Source organism: Reichenbachiella agarivorans, assembly GCF_025502585.1.
GTDB classification, from domain to species: domain Bacteria; phylum Bacteroidota; class Bacteroidia; order Cytophagales; family Cyclobacteriaceae; genus Reichenbachiella; species Reichenbachiella agarivorans.
The window spans coordinates 720,145-741,905 of the sequence record NZ_CP106679.1; the positions used below are offsets into that span (position 1 = coordinate 720,145).

The 21,761-nt window shown below is 42.1% G+C and carries 21 protein-coding genes; 15 read left to right on the plus strand and 6 right to left on the minus strand.

All coding sequences use genetic code 11. From position 1 onward, the window contains the following. The first annotated feature begins 3 nt into the window (after positions 1–3). Together gmk and nadD are read left to right on the plus strand one after the other, a co-directional pair. Positions 4–576 (plus strand): guanylate kinase, encoded by a 573-nt coding sequence (gene gmk / locus N6H18_RS02905; RefSeq protein ID WP_262310336.1) that lies wholly within the window; start codon positions 4–6, stop codon positions 574–576. Further along, entirely contained in the window at positions 573–1,157 is a 585-nt protein-coding gene (gene nadD, locus N6H18_RS02910) for a nicotinate (nicotinamide) nucleotide adenylyltransferase (RefSeq protein WP_316044828.1), read from the plus strand. Before gmk ends, nadD begins: the two co-directional genes overlap by 4 nt. Here the strand turns inward: nadD and frr are convergent. The 4 genes from frr to N6H18_RS02930 form a co-directional block, all read right to left on the minus strand. Beyond that, positions 1,154–1,714 carry a ribosome recycling factor gene (gene frr / locus N6H18_RS02915; RefSeq protein WP_262310337.1) on the minus strand — a complete coding sequence of 187 codons (561 nt, stop codon included), beginning with the start codon at positions 1,712–1,714 and terminating at the stop codon, positions 1,154–1,156. The two genes, nadD and frr, sit on opposite strands and share 4 nt — an antisense overlap. Before the next feature lie 32 nt (positions 1,715–1,746). Further along, positions 1,747–2,451, minus strand: a complete 705-nt coding sequence (gene pyrH, locus N6H18_RS02920; protein ID WP_262310338.1) for a UMP kinase — start codon at positions 2,449–2,451, stop codon at positions 1,747–1,749. 64 nt (positions 2,452–2,515) lie between these two features. Further along, entirely contained in the window at positions 2,516–3,010 is a 495-nt protein-coding gene (locus tag N6H18_RS02925; protein ID WP_262310339.1) for an acetyl-CoA carboxylase biotin carboxyl carrier protein subunit, read from the minus strand. A 63-nt stretch (positions 3,011–3,073) separates the two neighbouring features. Next, positions 3,074–3,538, minus strand: coding sequence for an Lrp/AsnC ligand binding domain-containing protein (locus N6H18_RS02930; RefSeq protein ID WP_262310340.1), 465 nt, complete (start codon positions 3,536–3,538; stop codon positions 3,074–3,076). Between the two features lie 460 nt (positions 3,539–3,998). On the opposite strand from N6H18_RS02930, the gene N6H18_RS02935 reads away from it, so the two are divergent. The 10 genes from N6H18_RS02935 (at position 3,999) to recQ (ending at position 15,819) form a co-directional block, all read left to right on the plus strand. Next, the gene (locus N6H18_RS02935) at positions 3,999–5,684 is read left to right on the plus strand and encodes an AMP-binding protein (RefSeq protein ID WP_262310341.1); all 1,686 of its coding nucleotides are present in this window, start codon (positions 3,999–4,001) and stop codon (positions 5,682–5,684) included. A 72-nt stretch (positions 5,685–5,756) separates the two neighbouring features. Then, on the plus strand, positions 5,757–6,695 hold the full coding sequence (locus N6H18_RS02940) for a DUF3078 domain-containing protein (protein ID WP_262310342.1): 939 nt from the start codon (positions 5,757–5,759) through the stop codon (positions 6,693–6,695). A gap of 51 nt (positions 6,696–6,746) precedes the next feature. After that, entirely contained in the window at positions 6,747–7,625 is an 879-nt protein-coding gene (locus tag N6H18_RS02945) for a diacylglycerol/lipid kinase family protein (RefSeq protein WP_262310343.1), read from the plus strand. Positions 7,626–7,686: 61 nt separating this feature from the next. Then, complete coding sequence (locus N6H18_RS02950; protein WP_262310344.1) at positions 7,687–8,394, plus strand: hypothetical protein; 708 nt, start codon at positions 7,687–7,689, stop codon at positions 8,392–8,394. A 29-nt stretch (positions 8,395–8,423) separates the two neighbouring features. Next, positions 8,424–8,999: a YqaA family protein gene (locus N6H18_RS02955; protein WP_262310345.1), complete on the plus strand. Its 576-nt coding sequence runs from the start codon at positions 8,424–8,426 to the stop codon at positions 8,997–8,999. A gap of 77 nt (positions 9,000–9,076) precedes the next feature. After that, complete coding sequence (gene typA / locus N6H18_RS02960) at positions 9,077–10,855, plus strand: translational GTPase TypA (protein WP_262310346.1); 1,779 nt, start codon at positions 9,077–9,079, stop codon at positions 10,853–10,855. Positions 10,856–10,988: 133 nt separating this feature from the next. Continuing rightward, the gene (locus tag N6H18_RS02965) at positions 10,989–11,684 is read left to right on the plus strand and encodes a hypothetical protein (protein ID WP_262310347.1); all 696 of its coding nucleotides are present in this window, start codon (positions 10,989–10,991) and stop codon (positions 11,682–11,684) included. A gap of 15 nt (positions 11,685–11,699) precedes the next feature. Continuing rightward, positions 11,700–12,491: a transporter substrate-binding domain-containing protein gene (locus tag N6H18_RS02970; protein WP_262310348.1), complete on the plus strand. Its 792-nt coding sequence runs from the start codon at positions 11,700–11,702 to the stop codon at positions 12,489–12,491. 111 nt (positions 12,492–12,602) lie between these two features. Continuing rightward, positions 12,603–13,595, plus strand: a complete 993-nt coding sequence (locus N6H18_RS02975) for a 2-hydroxyacid dehydrogenase (RefSeq protein ID WP_262310349.1) — start codon at positions 12,603–12,605, stop codon at positions 13,593–13,595. 94 nt (positions 13,596–13,689) lie between these two features. Further along, positions 13,690–15,819, plus strand: coding sequence for a DNA helicase RecQ (gene recQ / locus N6H18_RS02980; protein WP_262310350.1), 2,130 nt, complete (start codon positions 13,690–13,692; stop codon positions 15,817–15,819). Positions 15,820–16,124: 305 nt separating this feature from the next. On the opposite strand, the gene bshC is transcribed toward recQ, so the two are convergent. Next, positions 16,125–17,681 carry a bacillithiol biosynthesis cysteine-adding enzyme BshC gene (gene bshC / locus N6H18_RS02985; protein ID WP_262310351.1) on the minus strand — a complete coding sequence of 519 codons (1,557 nt, stop codon included), beginning with the start codon at positions 17,679–17,681 and terminating at the stop codon, positions 16,125–16,127. A 256-nt stretch (positions 17,682–17,937) separates the two neighbouring features. Here bshC and N6H18_RS02990 point away from each other — a divergent pair, with 256 nt between their 5' ends. The 3 genes from N6H18_RS02990 to N6H18_RS03000 all read left to right on the plus strand — a co-directional run bounded on the left by N6H18_RS02990 (position 17,938) and on the right by N6H18_RS03000 (position 20,235). Continuing rightward, positions 17,938–18,711, plus strand: coding sequence for a helix-turn-helix transcriptional regulator (locus tag N6H18_RS02990; protein WP_262310352.1), 774 nt, complete (start codon positions 17,938–17,940; stop codon positions 18,709–18,711). A 76-nt stretch (positions 18,712–18,787) separates the two neighbouring features. Beyond that, positions 18,788–19,702 carry a hypothetical protein gene (locus N6H18_RS02995; protein WP_262310353.1) on the plus strand — a complete coding sequence of 305 codons (915 nt, stop codon included), beginning with the start codon at positions 18,788–18,790 and terminating at the stop codon, positions 19,700–19,702. A gap of 32 nt (positions 19,703–19,734) precedes the next feature. Further along, a complete protein-coding gene (locus tag N6H18_RS03000) occupies positions 19,735–20,235 on the plus strand; it encodes a hypothetical protein (RefSeq protein ID WP_262310354.1) in 501 nt (166 codons plus the stop codon). Positions 20,236–20,269: 34 nt separating this feature from the next. Here N6H18_RS03000 and rimO read toward each other — a convergent pair whose 3' ends face one another. After that, the gene (gene rimO / locus N6H18_RS03005; protein ID WP_262310355.1) at positions 20,270–21,592 is read right to left on the minus strand and encodes a 30S ribosomal protein S12 methylthiotransferase RimO; all 1,323 of its coding nucleotides are present in this window, start codon (positions 21,590–21,592) and stop codon (positions 20,270–20,272) included. Positions 21,593–21,761 lie beyond the last annotated feature (169 nt).

Here is a 21,761-nt window from a genome sequence, read left to right on the forward strand (position 1 = left end):
TTCATGAACGAAGGAAAAGCCATTATCTTCTCAGCGCCGTCTGGCTCTGGAAAAACCACCATAGTCAAACATCTACTTGCCGAATTGCCACAATTGTCATTTAGCATCTCTGCCTCCACCAGAGACAAACGCGGCAGAAGTGAAGCCGATGGAAAAGACTACTATTTCCTCTCTCCAGATGAATTTAAAAATAAAATAGACAATCAAGAATTCATCGAATGGGAAGAAGTCTATGAAGGCAACTTCTACGGTACGCTAAAATCAGAAATCGACAGAATATGGGCCATGGGCCAGCATGTCATCTTTGACGTGGACGTCAAAGGTGGCTTGAATCTTAAAAAATATTTTGGAGACAAAGCTCTGGCGATATTTGTCAAGGTTTCCAACATCGAAACCTTGTCTGAAAGACTGAAAGACAGAGGTACAGAAGACGAAAAAAGCCTTTCCAGACGCTTGTTCAAAGCTAAATTTGAGATGTCTTTTGAAAATCAATTTGACCTCACCATTGTCAACGAAGATTTGGAACAGTCCTTTGCTGAGAGTAAAAAAACCGTATCGGACTTCTTGGCTTCATGAACACACAATTGAGAGTAGGATTATTTTTTGGATCTTTCAATCCTATACACATAGGACACATGATCATCGCACAAGCCGTAGTGGATTCGGGTCAAGTGGACGAACTTTGGTTTGTGGTCAGCCCCCAAAACCCATTCAAGCAGAATAAGAACCTCCTGCACGAGTTTGACCGCTACGACATGGTACAAGCTGCGATCCAAGACCAGCCCAAAATGAAAGTGTCAGACATAGAGTTTTCACTCCCCAAACCAAGTTTTACAGTAAAAACACTGGCTGTACTATCAGAAAAGCACTTGGACAAAGAGTTCAAATTGATCATTGGTGAAGACAACCTGTCGAATTTTCACAAGTGGAAAAACTATGAACAAATACTGAAGCACCATCAACTCATCGTGTACCCAAGACCCAACTCTACTCCTCCCAAGATCGATCTGAGTGAGCAGATAGAAATGATCAACGCGCCGATGCTGCATATCTCAGCAACTTTTATCCGAGAAGCCATAGAAAAAGGGCACTCGATCAAATACCTAGTGCCCTCTGAAGTAGACTATTTTATCAAGAGTAAAAACCTCTATCTCTAGATAGTCATTATATCTTTCTCTTTAAGCACCACCAAATCATCTATCTTCAGTACATGAGCGTCGGTCATTTTTTGAACCGATGCCTCAGCATCTTTGATTGAGTCTTCGGATGCACCATCTTTCAGCAACTTTCTAAGAGAATCATTGGTATCCTTTCTGATATTGCGAATACTAATTTTACCATTCTCTGCTTCATTTTTGACCTGCTTGACCAAATCCTTTCTTCTATCTCCTGTCAACGGAGGAATATTGATTCTGATTTGTTCTCCATCATTTTGCGGATTCAAACCCAAGTCACTGTTGATAATTGCTCTTTCGATATTGGCTATCACACCTTTTTCCCAAGGCTTGATAGACAGAGTTCTTGCATCTGGGGTATTGATTGTCGCTACTTGGCTGATGGGAGTCGGTGAACCATAGTACTCTACCATCAATCCATCCAACATATTGGGAGTGGCCTTACCCGCTCTAATTTTGGACAACTCGTGGTTACAATGGTTTACAGATTTATCCATCAATTCTTTGGCTTCTTCCAAAAACATTTCGATCTCTTCCATGTCTCGATTATTATTTGATTCTGTTTATTTAATTAAGAAATCAGGGTTCCGACGTCTTCCCCTTTCACAATTCTGTAAAAATTACCTTCCTTGTTCATATCAAAGACAATGATTGGGAGATTATTTTCTTGACAAAGAGTGAAAGCCGTCATGTCCATGATATTAAGCCCCTTCTCATAGGCTTCTTGAAATGAAAGGTTGGTGTATCGCACAGCATCTGGGTTCTTTTCTGGATCTGCGGTATATACGCCATCCACTCTGGTTCCTTTCAACACCACGTCTGCTTCTACCTCAATCGCTCTCAAGCTTGCCGTAGAATCTGTAGTAAAGTAAGGGTTGCCTATGCCGGCTCCAAAGATCACAATCCTGCCTTTCTCTAGATGGCGAACTGCCCGACGTTTGATGAATGGCTCACAAACCTCTTCGATTTTAATTCCCGACATCAATCGAGTAAAGAGCCCCGCTTTTTCTAAAGCAGATTGCAACGCCATGGCATTGATCACTGTAGCCAACATTCCCATGTAGTCTCCCTGCACTCTGTCTATACCTGAGCTCTCTGCCTGTACTCCTCTAAAAATATTTCCACCGCCGATTACTATCGCAATTTCAATATTTTGCTCGTGTACTTTTTTAATGTCTTGGACATATTTGTCCAATCTTGAAGCATCTATCCCGTACTGCTTATCCCCCATCAGGGCTTCTCCACTTAGCTTCAACAATATTCTTTTGTACTTCATCTGTCAGGTATTATTCCTTTTTGTTTTTCAAACCCTACAAATATAGAATGGATTTCTTCACCATTTAAAATATCAATAGAATTTTGCCCTTTTCTACTGTCTCTCCTTTTGTCACTAGAATAGATGTCAGCACGCCATCACATGGACTCTTGATTATATTTTCCATTTTCATAGCTTCCAAGATCACCAGACTGTCTCCCTTGGCAACAGATTGTCCCTCTTTCACACATATTTCCAAGATAGTTCCAGGCATAGGTGCTTTGATTTCCTGATCAGTCGCTTCTATATCAGATTCTAATCCGATTTTTTCGAGCATCAGATCGAGCTCGTCTTGTACATGGGCTTGTATGGCTCTCCCGTCTATGATCATTGACACTGTCTTGGTCTTGGCATCAACCGAAACAATCTCTACCAAATGGGATTTACAACCATGCTCTATATGAATACTACCATCATGCCTTTGGTACATATCTAGGCTATATGGCTTTGCATTCAAAAAAAAAGCACCTTCGACTTCTTCAAGTTCAAAGGTGCTTTTGTTAATAGTAATTTTTTTCATTTTTGGTCTTTGACCTAAAAATAACAGTACTCTTCCAATAATTACCCAAATGCTGACAATATCTTAACCCAATTGAATCGGGCGACTCATACTTTCATCCAGAGAGATCAAGGTTTCGGTTCTTTCTATTCCATCCACCTTTTGGATTTTATCATGGAGTACCTCTCTGAGATGATTGGTATCTCTACAATGGATTTTGATAAATATATTATAATTACCCGTCGTATAATGAATCCGTACTACTTCTGATATCTTCTTCAGTTCCTCTACTACTTGATCATACAAAGAGCTTCGCTGTAGATATATCCCTAAGAAACACGTGACGTCAAACCCAAGCTTGGAATAATCAAGCTGAAGGGTCGTACCTAAAACCACACCCATCTCTTCCAACTTCTTCATTCTGACATGGACTGTTCCACCAGAAACGTACACCTTTTTTGCTATCTCCGTATAGGGAGTTTTAGCGTCAATCATCAGGTGAGATAGGATTTTCAAATCCACTTCATCAATTTCATAATTTTTCGCCATGATTCACAAGTCATTTTATTAAATACTCAACAATTATAAGTATTTGTTAGATCAAGTCTAAATATTTAAGGTTTTTTATGATAAATTTTTAATATTCCGTCTAGTTGTTATAAATTTGTAATCACAAAGGAACAAAAAAGTAGTTCTTTTCTATAATGTAGGGTGATGAAACAGGCAGCCATGCCCCCCTGTCTCGGGGGTGGAGATAAGGAATAAATCCCGATTTATCGGGCCTAACCGCTCCGTGGAGGTTCGAATCCTTCTCCTACAGCTATCATTTTTGGGTTAATGTTGTTTAATGAAAGAGTCTGGTTCTACCAGACTTTTTTCATTTACAGACAAATCTAAGTTCTTCTCCTCTTTTTGCCTCCCCATTCTTTGACTATTCCATTTTCTATAGGCATATTTAATCTTCCATCTGATCTAATACCGAATTAGAAAGATTAAGCACAACATTACTATGAAAGATTACCCTTGGTTCAAACAATATCCTGAAGGAATTCCACACGAGATCAATCCCGATTGTTATTCCTCTTTAGTTGATCTACTAGATACAGGATTTAAAAAATACGCAGAGTTGCCAGCAATGGAAAACATGGGCAAAGTGTTGACCTATGCTGAATTGGAGGTACAGGTAAACCATATGGCCAGCTATTTCCAACATCACACAACACTACAAAAAGGTGACCGCATCGCCATACAAATGCCCAATCTGCTACAATATCCCGTAGCGATGTTTGCTGCACTCAAGGCCGGGCTAGTCGTAGTGAATGTCAATCCACTATATACTGCCTCAGAAATGAAACATCAGATCAATGATGCTGGAGCAAAAGCCATTGTGATATTAGAAAATTTTGCCAGCAATCTCGAAAAAATACTCCCGGAGACCAAAATAGAGCTCATCATCACAACTGAAATCGGTGACCTGTTTGGTGGATTGAAAAAAATCATCACCAACTTCGTAGTAAAACGGATCAAGAAAATGGTTCCCTCCTTCAGCTTACCCAATGTGGTTCACTTTAATGACGCATTGAAACTTGGAGCAACCAAAACATTTGAAAATATAGAAATCAAAGGGGCTGACTTAGCATTCTTACAATATACTGGTGGCACGACTGGTGTGTCTAAAGGTGCCATGCTGACACACAGAAATCTGGTAGCCAATCTCGAACAAGTCAGTGGTTGGCTAGAAGTACTCCTAAAAGAAGGGAAAGAAATTGTCATTACTGCTCTGCCATTGTACCACATTTTTGCTTTAACCAGCAATTGCTTTACGATGTTCAAATATGGGGCACACAATGTCCTGATCACCAACCCACGTGACATGCCCGCGTTCATCAAAGAGATGGGCAAACATCAATTTACAGTGATTACAGGTGTCAACACGCTATTTAATGGCTTGCTCAACCAAGAGAAATTCAAAAGTCTTGACTTTAGCAAACTCAAGGTAGCCATTGGTGGGGGTATGGCCGTACAAAAACCAGTTGCCGAAAAATGGATGAAGGTTACAGGATCTTGTTTGGCTGAGGGTTACGGACTGACAGAGACCTCACCAGTTTTAACAGTAAACCCACTCAATGGTCATCACAAATTAGGCACCATCGGTGTACCTATGCCTAGTACCGAAATCAAGTTGATGAATGACGATGGCAATGAGGTAGGCTTCAATGAGCCAGGGGAGTTGTACGCAAAGGGACCACAAGTCATGAAGGGATACTGGCAGAAACCTGATGAAACAGCCAATGTAATGGATGGTGAATGGTTCAAAACTGGTGATATTGCCATGCTTGACGAAGATGGGTTTATCAAAATCGTGGATCGAAAGAAGGAAATGATATTAGTTTCTGGATTCAACGTGTACCCCAATGAAATTGAAGAGACCTTAGCTGCACACCCTAAAATATTAGAGGTGGGAGCAATCGGTGTACCTAGTAAAAAATCCACAGAATCTGTCAAAGTTTTCATTGTAAAGAAAGATGACTCTCTCACCGAAGAAGAGGTAATGACCTATGCAAGGGAAAATCTAACTGCCTACAAATGCCCCAAACATGTGGAATTTTGCAAGGAGCTACCTAAATCCAATGTAGGTAAAATATTGAGAAGAATCCTCAAAGAGAATGACGCCAAAGCAAACACCTACGAATAATTAACATTAACAAAACAATCCTTTTGGCATTTTGACCTAATTTAGTGGCCTTAATAACAAAAAAATCAACTTATGAAAAAATTCATACTAGGCTTTCTATTGTTAAGTCCACTATTTTCTCAAGCACAATCAGACACTACATATTGGACTAAAGGTGGTAACGTTGGCATCACCTTTAACCAAGCTACGCTTAAAAACTGGGCAGCTGGCGGAATTAACTCTTACTCTGGAGGTGCCTACTTCGGTCAATTCTTTGACTATAAAAAAGGAGGAATCATTTGGATTAATACCATTGATTTAGGATTTGGTTTTATCAAAGAAGACGAGGCAGACAGAAAAAAAGCAGATGATAGAATCGTATTGACATCTCAATTTGGAAAAAGTATAGGCGAAGGTAAATGGTATTACAGTGCCATGTTAGACTTCAGAACACAGTTTGCTAAAGGCTTTGAGTCGTCAAACCAAGATAACTACATCTCTAGGTTTATGTCTCCTGGCTATTTATTGGCAGCAATTGGTGCCGACTATAAACCTAACGACAATTTCAGTGCATCATTTGGCTTGATCTCAGGTAAAATGACTTTCGTGACAGATCAAGATTTAGCAGACTCAGGTTCTTTTGGAGTAGATGGTGCAGAACTAGACGGCACTGGCGCTATCATAGCTGGTACTGGGAAAAACATGCGAGCGGAGTTTGGTGCTACCATCAAGGTATCTTATAACAAAGAAATATTCAAAAACACTACCTATGCAACCAACCTTCTTTTGTTTACTAACTACATGGAAAACACTGACAAGATCGATGTAAACTGGGAGAACACCTTGACAATGAAGGTCAACGATTTCCTCTCTGCCATGATCTATATCCAAACCATCTATGATTATGACATCAAGTTTTATGATATGGATATCAATGGCGATCCTATTTTATCGACAGAAGAAGATAGATGGCAGTTTAAAAGCATTCTTAGTCTAGGCCTTGCTTACAAATTCGGAGCAACCAGAGGATAAAACAGAAAAGACCAGTTGAACTGGTCTTTTTTTTACCTTTTCGCTAACACCATGTCTCTCAAAAGGAAAGCACTTTTCATCACCAATCCTATTTCGGGAGCAGGTGGAAAAATCAATATCACAGAACTCATACAATCCAACCTCGATTCCAGCAAGTTTGATTGGTCAATCTATGAAACAACGGGCCGAGGGGATGCCACACTACGTGCACAGCAAGCTGTCAAAGAATCCTATGATCTAGTGGTTGCTGTTGGGGGTGATGGTACAATCAACGAAGTAGCCCAAGGGCTCATCAATACCAACGTCTGCATGTCCATACTCCCGAAAGGGTCAGGCAATGGACTAGCCAATCACCTCAACATCTCCACACAGCTCCCTCAGGCTATTTCTCAGCTCAACCATGCCCGTGAGACGTGGATTGATACAGGCTGGTTCAACGAACAACTTTTCCTGAATGTGGCTGGTATTGGTTTTGATGCCCAAGTAGCCTACGCCTTTGACCACCACAACCAAAGAGGCCTTTTCTCATATATTTTTCTTTCGCTGAGAGAATTTTTCAATTTTTCAGCTCCCAACTTCACCATCGAGGCTGACGATCAACGCATCGAAACGAAAGCATTCATTGTGACCATCGCCAATGGCAGTCAGTATGGCAACAATGCCTTCATCGCTCCAAATGCTAACATTAGTGACGGTTTACTAGACTTGGTTATCATACATCCCTTTAAGCCTTGGCAATTGTTTACCTTTCCAGCAAAACTTTTTGCTAGAAAACTAAAATCATCCTCCAACTACCAATTCATCAAAGCAAAAAAAATTTGCATCACCAGTACCTCCTCCAATGCACAACTAGACGGAGAACCCTACCTCACCAGCATGGTAAGTAAAATTGAAATTAAACCCAACTCGCTAAAGATGCTCGTGCCATAAGGCTTCAATCCCACTCAATTGGATATATTTGTTATAGGTCATTTTGATCATGGCCCCTAGTATGAGAATAGAATTCAATGAGATATGGGAATTTATGGAGATGGCTCCTGCACCAAAAAATGCAGAAAAAGGAGCTGTGTGGAACTATAAGTTGGTCGCCGGCAGCATTCTAATCAACAATCTCTACACCCAAGACATCCTTGATCTCAACAAGGAGGAAAACTATGATACCGAACTGCTCCCTTCACTATTTACTTTCAGGGAGATCCTCTGGCAACCCAATGTCTATACGCAGCCTGAGCAATGTATCCCTCAGCTCAACATACTAAAAAGTTTTTGCGATGAATACATTCAAAGCGTAGAGAAAACAAGAACTACTGAGCCGTATATGGCGCTGCTACAAGGACTGAGTACCTATTGTACAGAGGCGATTGAAAAAATAGTTGGTGTACATAGCAGTCAAGAAGTCAAAATTACCGCGATACTTGGCGAGTTGAGAAAAAAAGCATTCCCACTGATCAAATTTTTCATCTTCCACCCGATGAACCGCAAAGATTACCAAACTGACGCCCTCAACCGACTCAACTATGCAGTCAAAATCATGCTTACCCAATACCACAACCACTACTATGATCTCCAAGACCCGTACTGGAAGGTATCAGTAGGTCGACTATCAAAATCACAGTCTCAAACAGAAAAAATGCATGTTGACTCCTTGAACATATCTGCAGATTTACTATCAGATGACGAGGAATTAGAGCAATTTTAGAGGCATACAATAACCCAACAGGGAGGGCTTTGAAAACCAACGAAAACAAATACAAATTCTTGCTAGCTAATCTGACCAAAGGCATGCTTTGGTTGGTAACAATCATTGTGCTTTTTCTCATTGGCAAACACTACTTTCAGAATGGTTACCAAGATTTGATGGATCAGATGGCCGACCAACCTATTTTGGTCTTCTCTACTTTCACCTTATCCGAAATCCTCTTCGGAATTTTCCCTCCCGAACTATTCATGATATGGTCACTGCACCAAGGCCAACTTGACATTTACATATTCTACATCACGACATTGACAGCCATATCCTATTTGGCAGGAATTATTGGCTATTTCATTGGGTCAAAACTCAGTCAATCAATCATTTACTACAAACTGACCCATCAATTTATACAGCCGCTAGAGACCAATGTACAGCGTTTTGGTGGATTCATGATTGTCATAGCTGCAGTGACTCCAATTCCCTTTTCGGCCATCTGTATGCTGACTGGAGCCGCTCATTATCCATTCGGTAGATTCCTGACTTATGCACTCAGTAGAGTGCTCAGATTTGGTGTATATGCCTACATCATCTGGCTGGTAGACAAGATTTAACAGCTATTTAAATCCCACACATCCTAGTTGTCAATTATTCCAGTTAGATTTGCGCCAAATTTCCAAGAAAAGAAAGAATGACTGATATAAGGAATGTAGCAATTATTGCTCACGTTGACCATGGCAAAACTACATTGGTTGACAAAATCATTTATGCAGCACAAGCAAATGATGCAAAAAGATCACAGGACAACAATGATTTGATCCTCGATTCAAATGATCTTGAGAAGGAGCGTGGTATCACCATTCTCTCAAAAAATGTATCTGTACAATACAAAGGAACTAAAATCAACATCATTGATACTCCTGGTCACGCCGATTTCGGAGGTGAAGTAGAAAGAGTATTGAGCATGGCCGATGGTGTAATCTTGCTTGTAGATGCATTCGAAGGCGCTATGCCTCAGACACGATTCGTATTGGGCAAGGCACTTGGCCTTGGATTGAAGCCTATCGTAGTAGTCAACAAAGTGGACAAAGAAAACTGCCGTCCAGATGAAGTACACGAAGAAGTTTTCGACTTGATGTTCAACCTAGAGGCTACAGAAGATCAGTTGGATTTCCCTACGCTATACGGTTCTTCTAAAAACGGCTGGATGAGCCATGATTGGAAAAATGAAACTGACAATCTAGAACCACTTTTGGATACGATTCTTGAGAAAATCCCTGCACCTGAGCAAAAAGAAGGCGTATTGAGATTGAAAATCACCTCATTGGATTTCTCGGCATTTACAGGACGTATCGCCATCGGTAGAATCCACCAAGGATCTATCAAAGTAGGACAAAGCCTAGGTTTGACCAAAATTGACGGTACCGTCAAAAGAGTAAGAATCAAAGAATTGCACGTATTCGAAGGGTTGGGCAAGAGAAGTGTCGAAGAAGTAACCTGTGGAGATATCTGCGCAGTGACTGGTATCGAAAGCTTTGATATCGGCGACACCATCACTGATTTTGACAATCCAGAACCACTAGAAAGAGTAGGTGTAGATGAACCAACCATGAACATGCTCTTCACTATCAACAACTCACCATTCTTTGGGAAGGAAGGGAAATTTGTCACCTCAAGACACTTGAGAGACAGATTGATGAAAGAAATAGAAAAGAATTTGGCATTAAAAGTAGAATCAACAGATAGTGAGGATAAATTCTTGGTTTATGGTAGAGGCGTACTTCACTTGTCTGTTTTGATAGAAACGATGAGAAGAGAAGGGTATGAACTACAAGTGGGTCAGCCACAGGTAATCTACAAGGAAATTGATGGCAAGAAACACGAGCCAATCGAACACCTTGTGATCGACGTGCCAGAAGAAGTGTCTGGAAAAGCCATCGAATTGGTGACCAAAAGAAAAGGTGAAATGACGATCATGGAACCTAAAGGTGATGTACAGCATTTGGAATTCAACATCCCAGCCAGAGGTTTGATTGGATTGAGAAACCAAGTATTGACAGCTACTGCTGGAGAAGCTGTGATGACACACAGATTCAGTGGATATGAGCCATACAAAGGCGACATTCCTGAGCGTATGAATGGTTCGTTGGTATCCATGGAAACAGGACCTGGTACAGCTTATGCTATTGACAAATTGCAAGACAGAGGTATATTCTTCGTCTCTCCAGGTGATGAGTTGTACGTAGGTCAGGTAATCGGTGAGCACTCTCGTGCCAATGATTTGGCTGTCAACATCCAAAAAGGAAAGCAATTGACTAACATGAGAAAATCTGGTACAGACGCAAGTATGAAAATTGCACCTGCCAAAAAATTCTCATTGGAAGAAGCATTGGAATACATCAACAAGGATGAGTATGTAGAGGTGACTCCACTTTCTCTCCGAATGAGAAAAATCAATTTCAAGGCTTAAGTCTAAAAGATAAGGTCAAAAACAAGAAAGGCAACTCCAAAAGGGTTGTCTTTTTTTATTTCATTTGGTCTAGTTTAGGAACTTGTGCCTAAATTCACAAAATATAAACTAAACAAATCATAAAAGTCCATTCATGCTTTTATCCAAAAAATCCAACTCATCTCGAAGCAACTTCTATCTCATAGGATTGATCGTTGCATTGGGAATGCAGGCTTGTAGTCCTGCACTTGTATCATGGACCAATCCAGCATTCAAGCCTCACCAATTCAAAAAAGTCATTGTATTTGGTATGTTTCCTAGACTCGATGCACGATTGGGCTTTGAAGAAGAATTGGTAGATGCCTTGCTCGAAATGGGCTATCCTGCTGCGCACGGCATGACGCTGATTCCTCCGAGCTATGAAATCACGTCTTCCGAGCAAATGGAGCGCATCATCAAAAAAGAGAACTTTGATCTCGTAATCATGGCCAGTGCTGTGGATGAGAAAACCGAAACACAGTACCATTCCAACTACACTGCAGGTGGGTATGGCTATGGCCCATATGGAGGTGGCTATGATATGTACAACTACTACAACTACCGATACGGATACGATATGTACTATGGTGGCTATGGCTATGGATGGCAAAACTCTGGCTACTATACAGAACAAACCAGCATGCTGATCGAGTGCAAAATCTACGATCTGTCCGAAGAAGCTGACCCGAATAATTCAACAATCTACACTGGACAATCATCAGTCATCGAATCATCCAACATGCGAACCTTGGCTCACAGATATGCCAAGATATTATTAAGAGACCTCGAAAAACAAAATATATTAAACTAATCAATCACAATTCCAATGAAGACATTTAAGACATACTTATTGATTGCGGTCGTACTATTAACCTCATGCAATCTTTTGGCGCAAGACAGATTAAACAAAATCATAGAAAGCGGCGAGCTTCGTGTAGGCATGACGGGCACACAGCCTCCTTTCTCTATGAAAACCAAAAAAGGAGAAATCATTGGTTACGACGTAGACTTGGCCAATCTCTTGGCAACATCAATGGAATTGAAACTAAAAATAGTTGAAATGCCGTTTGCGGAGCTAATTCCAAGTCTGAACGAGGGTAAAATTGACTTGGTCATCTCTGGCATGACGATCACTCCTACTAGAAATGCAAAAAATGCCTTTGCTGGTCCGTATATGATCTCTGGCAAATCTATTCTCACCAAATCAAAAGTTCTTGCTAATGCAACCAATCCTCAGGACATCAATACCAACATCAAAGTGGTAACTCTACAAGGTTCAACCAGTCAGCGTTTCGCCGAAAAGCATCTGACCAACGTGAACTTGCTATTGGTGACTGATTACGAAATCGCCATCAACAAAATCATCAACAACGAATCTGATGTAATGGTGGCCGATTACCCAACATGTGCCTATGCGATGCTCAAATATCCAAACAGTGACTTGGTGGTATTGAACAAACCTATGACTATCGAGCCGATAGGAATCGCACTCCCTAGCAACGATGCGCTATTCGTCAATCTCGTAGACAACTATCTGGAGTCATTGATGGCCACAGGTGTATTGGATATGATGGAACAAAAATGGTTTGAAAACCCATACTGGTTGCTCCAACTGTAATCAATACCCATCTTAAAAAATATCTAAAGACCTATACTCTACACAGTATAGGTTTTTTTGAGTCCTTATCTTTACCATTTTTAGATCCCCACGACAAATCCACCCAAACCTATGAAAGTAGCCATATTCAGTACCAAACCTTACGACAAGACTTATCTCGATAAAAGAAACAAAACCTACAACCACCAGTTGACTTATTACGAGCATTCATTAGACTGGACGATCATAGATTTGATCAAAGGTTTCGATGCAGTTTGTGTGTTCGTCAATGACCATATCAATGCGGCAATCGTCCAAAGACTATCGGAGAATGGCATCAAAATCATTGCATTACGTTGTGCAGGATTCAACAACGTAGACCTCAAAGCATGTGCTAAACACCATATAAAAGTAGTCAGAGTACCTGCCTACTCGCCTGAGTCTGTTGCAGAGCATGCGATGGCACTAATCCTTACTTTGAATCGCAAAACGCACAAAGCCTACAACAGAGTCCGAGAGGGCAACTTCTCACTGGATCACCTGATTGGGTTCAATCTCTACAAGCGAACCGTAGGCGTGATCGGTACTGGTAAGATAGGGGCAGCATTCTGTCGGGTTGTTAAAGGTTTTGGCTGTGAAATCGTTGCCTATGACATGTATCCCAATGAAGCACTCAAAGAAATCGGGGTTCGCTATGTGAGTTTGGACGAAGTGTACACAGCATCAGACATCATATCTCTTCATTGTCCTTTGACTCCAGAAACGCGACATCTCATCAGTGCCACGTCCTTGTCCAAAATGAAAAAAGACGTCATGATCATCAATACCAGCCGTGGTGCTTTGATCCATACTCAGGACATCATTCAATCCCTGAAAAAAAGCGAGGTGGGTTATCTAGGACTAGATGTGTATGAGCAAGAGGAACACCTTTTCTTTGAAGACCTCTCTGACACCATCATCGAGGATGACACCCTCATGCGATTGATCAGTTTTCCCAATGTACTGATTACTTCACACCAAGCATTTTTGACCGCAGAGGCATTGGACAGCATTGCCGACACAGTTTTGGGCAACCTAACTACTTTCGAGAGAAATGAAGAACTCGTCAATGAAGTGAAAGCATAGCCAATCCCTTCGACTCACTTTTTCAGTCGATCCTCTACGATCTACTTTTGAGTTCTTTAACTTTGGACTTCATTTTTGAATCCCCCAAAGTCCCATGTCCGAACCACTTCTCGCCAATGCCCATACTATCCTCAAAGATGTCTTTGGCTACAGCAGTTTTAGACCTCTGCAAGAAGATGTCATCACGAGTGCTTTGGACGGAAAAGATTCTTTGGTCATCATGCCAACTGGCGGTGGCAAGTCTATGTGCTTTCAACTCCCTGCACTGGTGCAGGATGGCGCTTGTTTGGTCATTTCACCATTAATCTCACTGATGCGTGATCAAGTGGAAGCCCTCAAACAAAACGGAGTATCCTCTGCCTACCTCAATAGTTCACTCACTGCACCAGAGCAAAGAGAAATCGAAGAAAAGTTTCTGTCAGGAGAGATCAAAATCCTCTACGTTTCTCCAGAAAAACTCCTTACCAGAGACTTTTACAACGTGATCCGGTCTGTGACCCTCAACCTGATTGCAATAGATGAAGCGCATTGTATCTCTCAATGGGGGCACGATTTTCGTCCAGAATACACGCAACTGGACTTCCTCAAAAAGCAGTTTCCCACAGTTCCGATCATGGCACTGACTGCCACTGCGGACAAAGCCACAAGAACCGATATCCTCAATCAGCTAGGGATTCTCCATGCCAAAACCTATCTGGCGTCATTTGACAGACCCAACCTGAACTTGACCGTCCGCGCAGCACAGGGCAGGATAGAATCCATCATTGGACTGATCAAACAAGCTCCCAACGAATCAGGTATCGTCTATTGCTTGAGCAGAAAGAGCTGTGAAACAGTAGCCGCCAAACTCCAAGCCAATGGCATTGATGCGGATTTTTACCATGCGGGTATGCCTGCTGATGTGCGCAACAACACCCAAGAAAGATTCATCAGAGACGATCTCAAGGTGGTCTGTGCGACGATTGCCTTTGGAATGGGGATCGACAAATCCAACGTACGATGGGTCATCCACTACAACTTGCCCAAAAACCTCGAAAGCTACTACCAAGAAATCGGTCGTGCTGGTAGAGATGGTTTAGATTCTAAAACTTTGCTGTTCTTCAGTTATGCAGATGTGGTACAGCTCAAGCAGTTTATGGAAGACAGTCCCCAAAAAGCTCTGCTAGAGGCGAAACTTCAACGGATGCAGCAGTTTGCCGAGGCAACCACCTGTCGCCGGCGTGTCCTCCTCAGCTACTTTGGCGAGCAGATGGAGCGAGACTGTGGTAACTGTGACGTGTGCCGCAATCCACCCGAATTTATGGACGGAACCATATTGGCACAAAAAGCACTGTCAGCCTGCGCCCGCACCAGAGAGCAAGTAGGCATGCGCATGCTCATTGACATCCTGAGAGGATCTCACAGACAGGAAATCGTGCAGTTGGGCTACCACGAGATCAAAACCTATGGAGCCGGCAGAGACCACTCCTATTTCGAATGGCAGCATTTCATCGGACAGTTCCTCAACTTGGGGTTGTTTGAGATCGCATTTGACAACCACAACATTCTGCGCATCACAGAAACAGGCAAAAAAGCCCTGACTGGCAGCATCCCTGTACAAATCACCAAGCCAGAAAGTGAAATCGAGCGCAAGGAAAGAATGAAGGCACCACAGCCTAGCAAGACTGCCCTCCGCTCCAACGAACTCTTTGAGCGTCTGCGCAATCTCAGAAAGAAGATCGCACAGGAACTAGAAATCCCAGCTTATGTAGTATTCAACGACGCAACGTTGGAAGAAATGGCGGCTAAACATCCTACCACCGAAGAGACACTCATGGAAATATCAGGTGTGGGTCAACAAAAGATAACTCGCTTTGGCGATGCATTCTTGACGGAGATTATTGCCTTTGTCAAGGAAAAAGCCACTCAAGGTGAAAAAATCACGGGCGCTACCCACCTGATTACTTTTGACCTGCTCCAAGAAGGTAACAGCCCAGAGCAAATCGCTGAACAAAGAAAACTCAACATCGTCACCATTTATTCGCACCTCGCCACACTCTACGAACAAGGCAAACCCATCGATATCCGATCTTACCTCAGCGAAGAGGAAGAAGTGAAAATCATAGCAGGTATCGAAAAGACAGGTGAAACAGAAAAGTTGAAACCTCTCTTCGATTACTTCAAAGAAGAAATACCCTATTATAAATTGAGGTTGGCGATGGCGGTATATAAGAAGAGACTTTAGACACTAGATGTTAGACATTAGACAAGTATTTGCTTCCATGGCTTGTGACACACAAGCCAATCTACTGCGGTTTGACAGTGGTCTGTGTGTCACAGACCATGGGAAATTTCTTGTCTCTGGGTTCTTGACTCTAGCCTTCCTCAGACCATGGAATGAGACACTAGATGTTAGACTTTAGAAAGTTCTCTGCTTCCATGGCTTGTGACACACAAGCCAATCTACTGCGGCATGATAGTGGTCTGTGTGCAACAGACCACGGGAAGGGGTGTTAGACATTGGTCTAATGTCTAAGCACTAAAATCTAGCTACTCCTTCAATACATGCATCTTGAGATCGAATGGTTCTAGTGCTCCTATTAGTTCTTGGATGAAATTGGGGTTGTTGATGTAGAAGTTGAGGAAGTTGTCGTGACGCTCTTGGAGTCCTCCGCCTGGGAATAGTTTTTCTTTCACTCCCTCTATTTGTTTCAAGGCCACTTCATGTTTCTTTTCTTCGGACTTTTTGAGTCGCTTGCCGATGTTGTCGAGACTCTTGACAGACTTGGCATGTTCGGCAGAGATGAATCCTACTAGAGAGCCATCGATGACTTCAGCCTTGGCAATCAGTTGATCAAATACCTTTTGCAAGTCCTCTACTTCGCCGTTGAGGCTCATGCTGTCATCGGCATGTTGAAGGAGATAGGCTTCCTGTAAGTCTCCCGTGGATTTGAACAATTCCGTGTCGGACCAAGCGAACTTGTCTGCCTTCTTCTGCAAACTTTTGTTGATGTAGAGTGCGAAATTTCTGGGTAAGAGTATAGGGAAAGCTGTCTCATATTTTTCAAACACCTTGCCCAACTGCAACCAATAGATCACCTCTGCAGGGCCACCCACATAGGCAAGATTCGGCAAGATCATTTCCTGATAGAGCGGACGCATCACGACGTTGGGACTGAATTTTTCGGGATTGGAATCAACTAGAGCAAGAATTTCCTCTTCGCTAAATGTAAGGTTAGTGTTGTTGACTTTGTATTGACCGTCTTCTTTGATGATTCTCTCTCGGAGACCTTCATCGAGGTAGAAGAAATTGATCTCGCGAGGAAATATTTGGGTTTTGTATCCCAAATCTAATAGTTCTTGGTTGGTTTGCTCTACAAGCTTATTTGCCGTATGGTGAAGCAAATCATCCTTGATCACTGGTGCAAATAGTGCTTTCAATCGGTCGTCATCTGCGTCTAGGACTACCAAGCCTTCTTCGCCAAATAGGTCATTGACGTAGCAGCGGACGGCATCCGCCAGATTGCCATGATTGCGATAGGCCTGCTCGAACAACTCCACTTTCTCCGGCAACTCGGCCAAGAGCCCTTCCAAAGATGCGGTGGACAGGCGCCCCACTCCTCCCTGATCCTGACAGGCCCATTGGTACTTTTTACCGAATAGGTTGAAATAAGAAATCTCATCAAAATCATGGTCTTCAGAGGCCATCCAATAGACTGGCACAAAGTTGCTGTCAGGATACTTGGCCTTCAGTTCCTTGCAGGCATTGATGACGGTGACAATTTTGTAGATGAAATAGAGCGGACCGGTGAAGATGTTGAGTTGGTGCCCTGTAGTAACTGTATAGGTGTTGTCCAATCCTAAGTCTGATAGATTCCCAGCCAAAGCTGATGCGACTTCATAGCCCTCGTATTGATCCTCCAGTACCTGACAGAGTACCTTGCGGTGGGTCATGCTAAAAGATTTTTTTTTGATCTGCTCTCCAAACGAATCGATCTCTGGTCTCAAACCATAGAAGGCTGCAAGTTCCTTTTTGTCCGACAAATAATCTATGAAAAACTGAGAGAATGAATGAGTGTCTTGGAGATTGACCTTAGTGACTTGCATGTACCTTGATTGAGTTCTAATAAATGATGTTAGCTTGTACGGGACGATCCAAATTTGGATGCTTAAAAATGGACAAAGAAGCTGACAATACCCTGAAATACAAAAGAAGAAATCTCACCAAAAACAAAATGACTCTTGCAAAATTCATCAATTTTAATAGTTTTATATAACCGTATAGCTAAACGCAAATCAGACATATTATCTGGTGTATTCCAACCTGTCTTAGCTGAACATTCAGTTTAAAACATTCGAGTCATTGAAGAATAGCACATTACTCACCAATCTTTTCAACAGTTACGGACACTATTTAGCTCCCCGCTCTGCTGGCATCAAAAAGCTCGATTTTGACAAAATCCTAGCTACTGTTTTTTCTCCTGGCCCTTTCTATCATTATATTTTAGATTCTCCTACATTGACTTTCGAAAGTGCAAGTGAGTCCACGAAACAAATGATGGGTATTTGTATAGTGGATCAGCCTCTAGAAGTCCTAATTAACCTCATTCATCCTGATGATTTTGGATACATGCTCAAATGTGAAGAATATGTAGCTAACTTTCTAACCACCCAAGTGACACCAGATAAAGTGACCCATTACAAAATCAGTTATTGTCTGCGCGAAAAAGTCAAAGATGGCTCATACAGGTTGTTCATGATGCAGAATCTTGCCGTTCAGACCACAGATACTGGATCTCTTCTCAAAGTCCTCGGGATACATACCGACATATCTCACATCACCAATACCAACAACTACAAGCTATCACTAACAGGTCTCAATGGAGAACCGTCTTATTTGGGGATAGACATCATGAATGAGGCTAATGTCTCTGAGTTCAACTCCAACCCCTTTACAAAGCGTGAAATAGAAGTCATCAAATTATTGACTCAAGGCTATACAGCCAAAGAAATGTCTGACATGCTCAACATATCTAAAGAGACAATCATTTCTCACAAAAAGAATGCAATGAGTAAATCAAGTTCCAAAAATTCCAATCAGCTGATAGCCTACTGTATCAGCAGAGGCTTGATATAAATTCCTCATAAATGGGGATGTTTTGACTTTTGTGAATTTCATAAATTTGGGATTATGCTGTTCAATCATTTCTATCATGTATAAATTTCTAATTGCTACCTGCCTTGTGTTGCCTCTCGGATTGTTGTCTTCCTGCTTTGACTTCTTAAAGGAAGATGAAGAAATATTAGAAATATCGCTGGCCTATGACGGGGATTATGCTGGCATTGCTTCTCAATCGGGTATTCAAATAGGCATATGGGAGATGTCCATAGCAGATGGATTGGCCTTTGGATACTACTACGATGGAAGTGAGTGGATAGCATTCAATGGGGTAATCTATGCAGATGGAAAACTGAAATTTGGAATGACTCTGAGCAATGGTGTGCTCGTAGATGTCACACTCGTAATAGACGATAATCTCAATGTAAGTGGCAAATGGTCTGACTCTGATGATGAGAAGGGTACCATAGAAGGAAGTGTAGATTACAACTCTGGAAATGGTGGGCAAGGTGGCTCTACTTCCAATGTATGTGTTTTTAGTAGTTCAACAGGGACGGTAGACGGTGAATTAGGTGATTCAGGAGAAATGACAACAGAATGCACCTATACTTTGGGAGACCTCACAGTAACAAGCCTTACTCTCCGCTATGAACTGGGTATTTTCTTTGGAGAAGTAACAAGAAAAGCAGTCTTCAAATGGGAAGGACTGGGTTCCATAAGTGGTGTTCTATGGGGAGCAGCAGTCATCAATGAAAACGGTGAGCACCTGACCTTGGATGGCAATCCACTTTATATGTCTTGGGAAGAGGGGACTTTTGAAGGTCCTGGAGAGGGTTTTGGCTGGGATGTAACAGGCAGTCCATCTTGGAGTGACGTATTTCTTCTTTTAGATAAAAGTAAGGGAGAATTCTACCAAGGCGTAGATGCTGAAATGGCTAAAGCTATCTACAAAGCTGACTTTACTTTGAGTGATCTAATTATTCTAAATATCAATGGTGAAAAACTTTGATATCATACTGGACAACTGGCGTTGAAAATATCATGAAACATACGACCTACTTACTTTTGCTTGCCTTGCTTTTCACCACTTTATGGTCTGGTTGTGAAGATCCAGAGGGTGCCTGCGAAACCAAGATCTCGGTAGGGGGATCCCAATACATCTACAGTTGTAGAAACAAAAGTTACGATGAAGGCTGCAACTCAGGATCTGCCTCAGAAGCTGTCTTTCATGAAGGAAAGGATTGTCAATCCTTAGGGTATCAGTTTCAAGAAACTACCGATGCTTGGTTCTATTCAGAAGACGAGACTCGAAAGCCTGGAGCAAATGGAGCTTTTAAAAGTGACAAAAACACGAGAAGTGGTGCGGATTGCAATGGTGGATACAACGGCCCAGAATTTGACATCCAAATAGATAGTCAATGTCAAACTGCTTACATCTACACTTGTTCAGGCGCTCAAGAAGGAGTAGATGCAGCCTGTGCTATATACAAAGCATGGCAAAAGGAGAATTCATCAATACCAAATTGTCCCTACTGCAATTAAATACAACCCCTGAATCAACCTAGCGAATCCTTAATCACCCCTTCTTAAACAAAGGTCTGCCGTATAGATCAAATGGCTCTGCATCTGTGATCTCCACATCTACGAAATCACCGATTCTGAGATAATTGTCCTCTGCCAGGACCAAGACTTCATTGTCCACCTCTGGTGAGTCGTATTGGGTACGTCCGACGAAATACTCTCCGTCCTTGCGATCGATCAGTGTCTTGAAGGTCTTTCCAATTTTCTTCTCGTTCTTGGAGAGAGAGATGCCTTCTTGAAGTTCCATCAGCATGTCCACACGTTCGTTTTTGACTTCCTCTGGCACATCATCATTCATCGTGCCTGAGTGGGTGTCTTCCTCATGCGAGTAGGCAAACACACCCAATCGGTCAAACTGACTTCTTTCTACGAACCTCATCATCTCCTCAAAATCCTCCTCAGTCTCTCCAGGATGACCCGCGATCAAAGTTGTACGAATAGCTATGTCTGGAATTTTGTTTCGGATTTCGTCCAGCAGTATTTGTGTTTTTTCTCTGTCGGTACCTCTGCGCATCAGTTTCAGGATCTTGGTCGATCCATGCTGGAGCGGGATGTCTAGGTAGTTACAGATATTAGGCTTGGCCTTCATCACATCTAGTACATCCATTGGGAATCCCGTCGGGAATGCATAGTGCAACCTCATCCAATCCAACCCTTCCACATCAGAAAGCTTGTCCATCAGTTCTGCGAGGTTTCTTTTCTTGTAAAGATCCAATCCGTAGTAGGTAGAATCCTGAGCGATGAGTAGTAGTTCTTTTGCACCGTTTCTTACCAAATTCTGTGCTTCGGATACAAGCTCTTCCATAGGTCTGGAGATGTGTTTTCCTCTCATCAAAGGAATCGCACAAAACGAACAGGGTCTGTCACAACCCTCTGCAATCTTGAGGTGAGCATAGTGGGTATCAGAAGTCGAAATTCGCTCTCCCAGCAATTCGTGCTTGTAGTCTGCCTTAAACTTCGCCAACAGTTCCTTCAAACTCGTCGTGCCGAAATAATCATCTACGTCTGGGATTTCCTTGCGCAAATCATCTTTGTATCTGTGAGAAAGACAACCTGTGACGTAGACTTTTTCGATCAAGCCTTGATTTTTGGCATCCACGAAATTCAAGATTGTATCGATCGATTCTTGTTTGGCATTTTCGATAAAACCACAAGTATTGATGATGACAGTCGTCGCATCGTTCTTTTTGGACTCATGCACCGCATCGATATCGTTGCCTTTGAGTTGTGTCAATATGACCTCCGAATCCACTATATTTTTAGCGCACCCCAACGTCACAATATTCACTTTTTCCTTTCTTCTGCCTTTTGTCTTCACAGTATCTCTTCTTAGATGAGGCGCAAAGGTAGATCATTGGGGATTGATAGTATAAATTTCGCGTTTTAAAGTTGAGGAAGGGAATTCAAAGTTCGAGATTCAAAATTCGTTCGTATAGTAGACAACAATCCGCAAAACGGTATTATTTTTGAATTGGTCGTTTCGTACT

What these genes read in the sequence shown, in the direction of transcription:
- frr (WP_262310337.1), bottom strand. Translation starts at nt 1,714, where the DNA reads ATGGAAGAGATCGAAATGTTTTTGGAAGAAGCCAAAGAATTGATGGAT.
- N6H18_RS02950 (WP_262310344.1), top strand. Translation starts at nt 7,687, where the DNA reads ATGAGAATAGAATTCAATGAGATATGGGAATTTATGGAGATGGCTCCT.
- N6H18_RS02940 (WP_262310342.1), top strand. Translation starts at nt 5,757, where the DNA reads ATGAAAAAATTCATACTAGGCTTTCTATTGTTAAGTCCACTATTTTCT.
- gmk (WP_262310336.1), top strand. Translation starts at nt 4, where the DNA reads ATGAACGAAGGAAAAGCCATTATCTTCTCAGCGCCGTCTGGCTCTGGA.
- pyrH (WP_262310338.1), bottom strand. Translation starts at nt 2,451, where the DNA reads ATGAAGTACAAAAGAATATTGTTGAAGCTAAGTGGAGAAGCCCTGATG.
- N6H18_RS03000 (WP_262310354.1), top strand. Translation starts at nt 19,735, where the DNA reads ATGAAACATACGACCTACTTACTTTTGCTTGCCTTGCTTTTCACCACT.
- recQ (WP_262310350.1), top strand. Translation starts at nt 13,690, where the DNA reads ATGTCCGAACCACTTCTCGCCAATGCCCATACTATCCTCAAAGATGTC.
- N6H18_RS02995 (WP_262310353.1), top strand. Translation starts at nt 18,788, where the DNA reads ATGTATAAATTTCTAATTGCTACCTGCCTTGTGTTGCCTCTCGGATTG.
- nadD (WP_316044828.1), top strand. Translation starts at nt 573, where the DNA reads ATGAACACACAATTGAGAGTAGGATTATTTTTTGGATCTTTCAATCCT.
- N6H18_RS02925 (WP_262310339.1), bottom strand. Translation starts at nt 3,010, where the DNA reads ATGAAAAAAATTACTATTAACAAAAGCACCTTTGAACTTGAAGAAGTC.
- N6H18_RS02935 (WP_262310341.1), top strand. Translation starts at nt 3,999, where the DNA reads ATGAAAGATTACCCTTGGTTCAAACAATATCCTGAAGGAATTCCACAC.
- N6H18_RS02975 (WP_262310349.1), top strand. Translation starts at nt 12,603, where the DNA reads ATGAAAGTAGCCATATTCAGTACCAAACCTTACGACAAGACTTATCTC.
- bshC (WP_262310351.1), bottom strand. Translation starts at nt 17,681, where the DNA reads ATGCAAGTCACTAAGGTCAATCTCCAAGACACTCATTCATTCTCTCAG.
- typA (WP_262310346.1), top strand. Translation starts at nt 9,077, where the DNA reads ATGACTGATATAAGGAATGTAGCAATTATTGCTCACGTTGACCATGGC.
- N6H18_RS02965 (WP_262310347.1), top strand. Translation starts at nt 10,989, where the DNA reads ATGCTTTTATCCAAAAAATCCAACTCATCTCGAAGCAACTTCTATCTC.
- N6H18_RS02945 (WP_262310343.1), top strand. Translation starts at nt 6,747, where the DNA reads ATGTCTCTCAAAAGGAAAGCACTTTTCATCACCAATCCTATTTCGGGA.
- N6H18_RS02970 (WP_262310348.1), top strand. Translation starts at nt 11,700, where the DNA reads ATGAAGACATTTAAGACATACTTATTGATTGCGGTCGTACTATTAACC.
- N6H18_RS02930 (WP_262310340.1), bottom strand. Translation starts at nt 3,538, where the DNA reads ATGGCGAAAAATTATGAAATTGATGAAGTGGATTTGAAAATCCTATCT.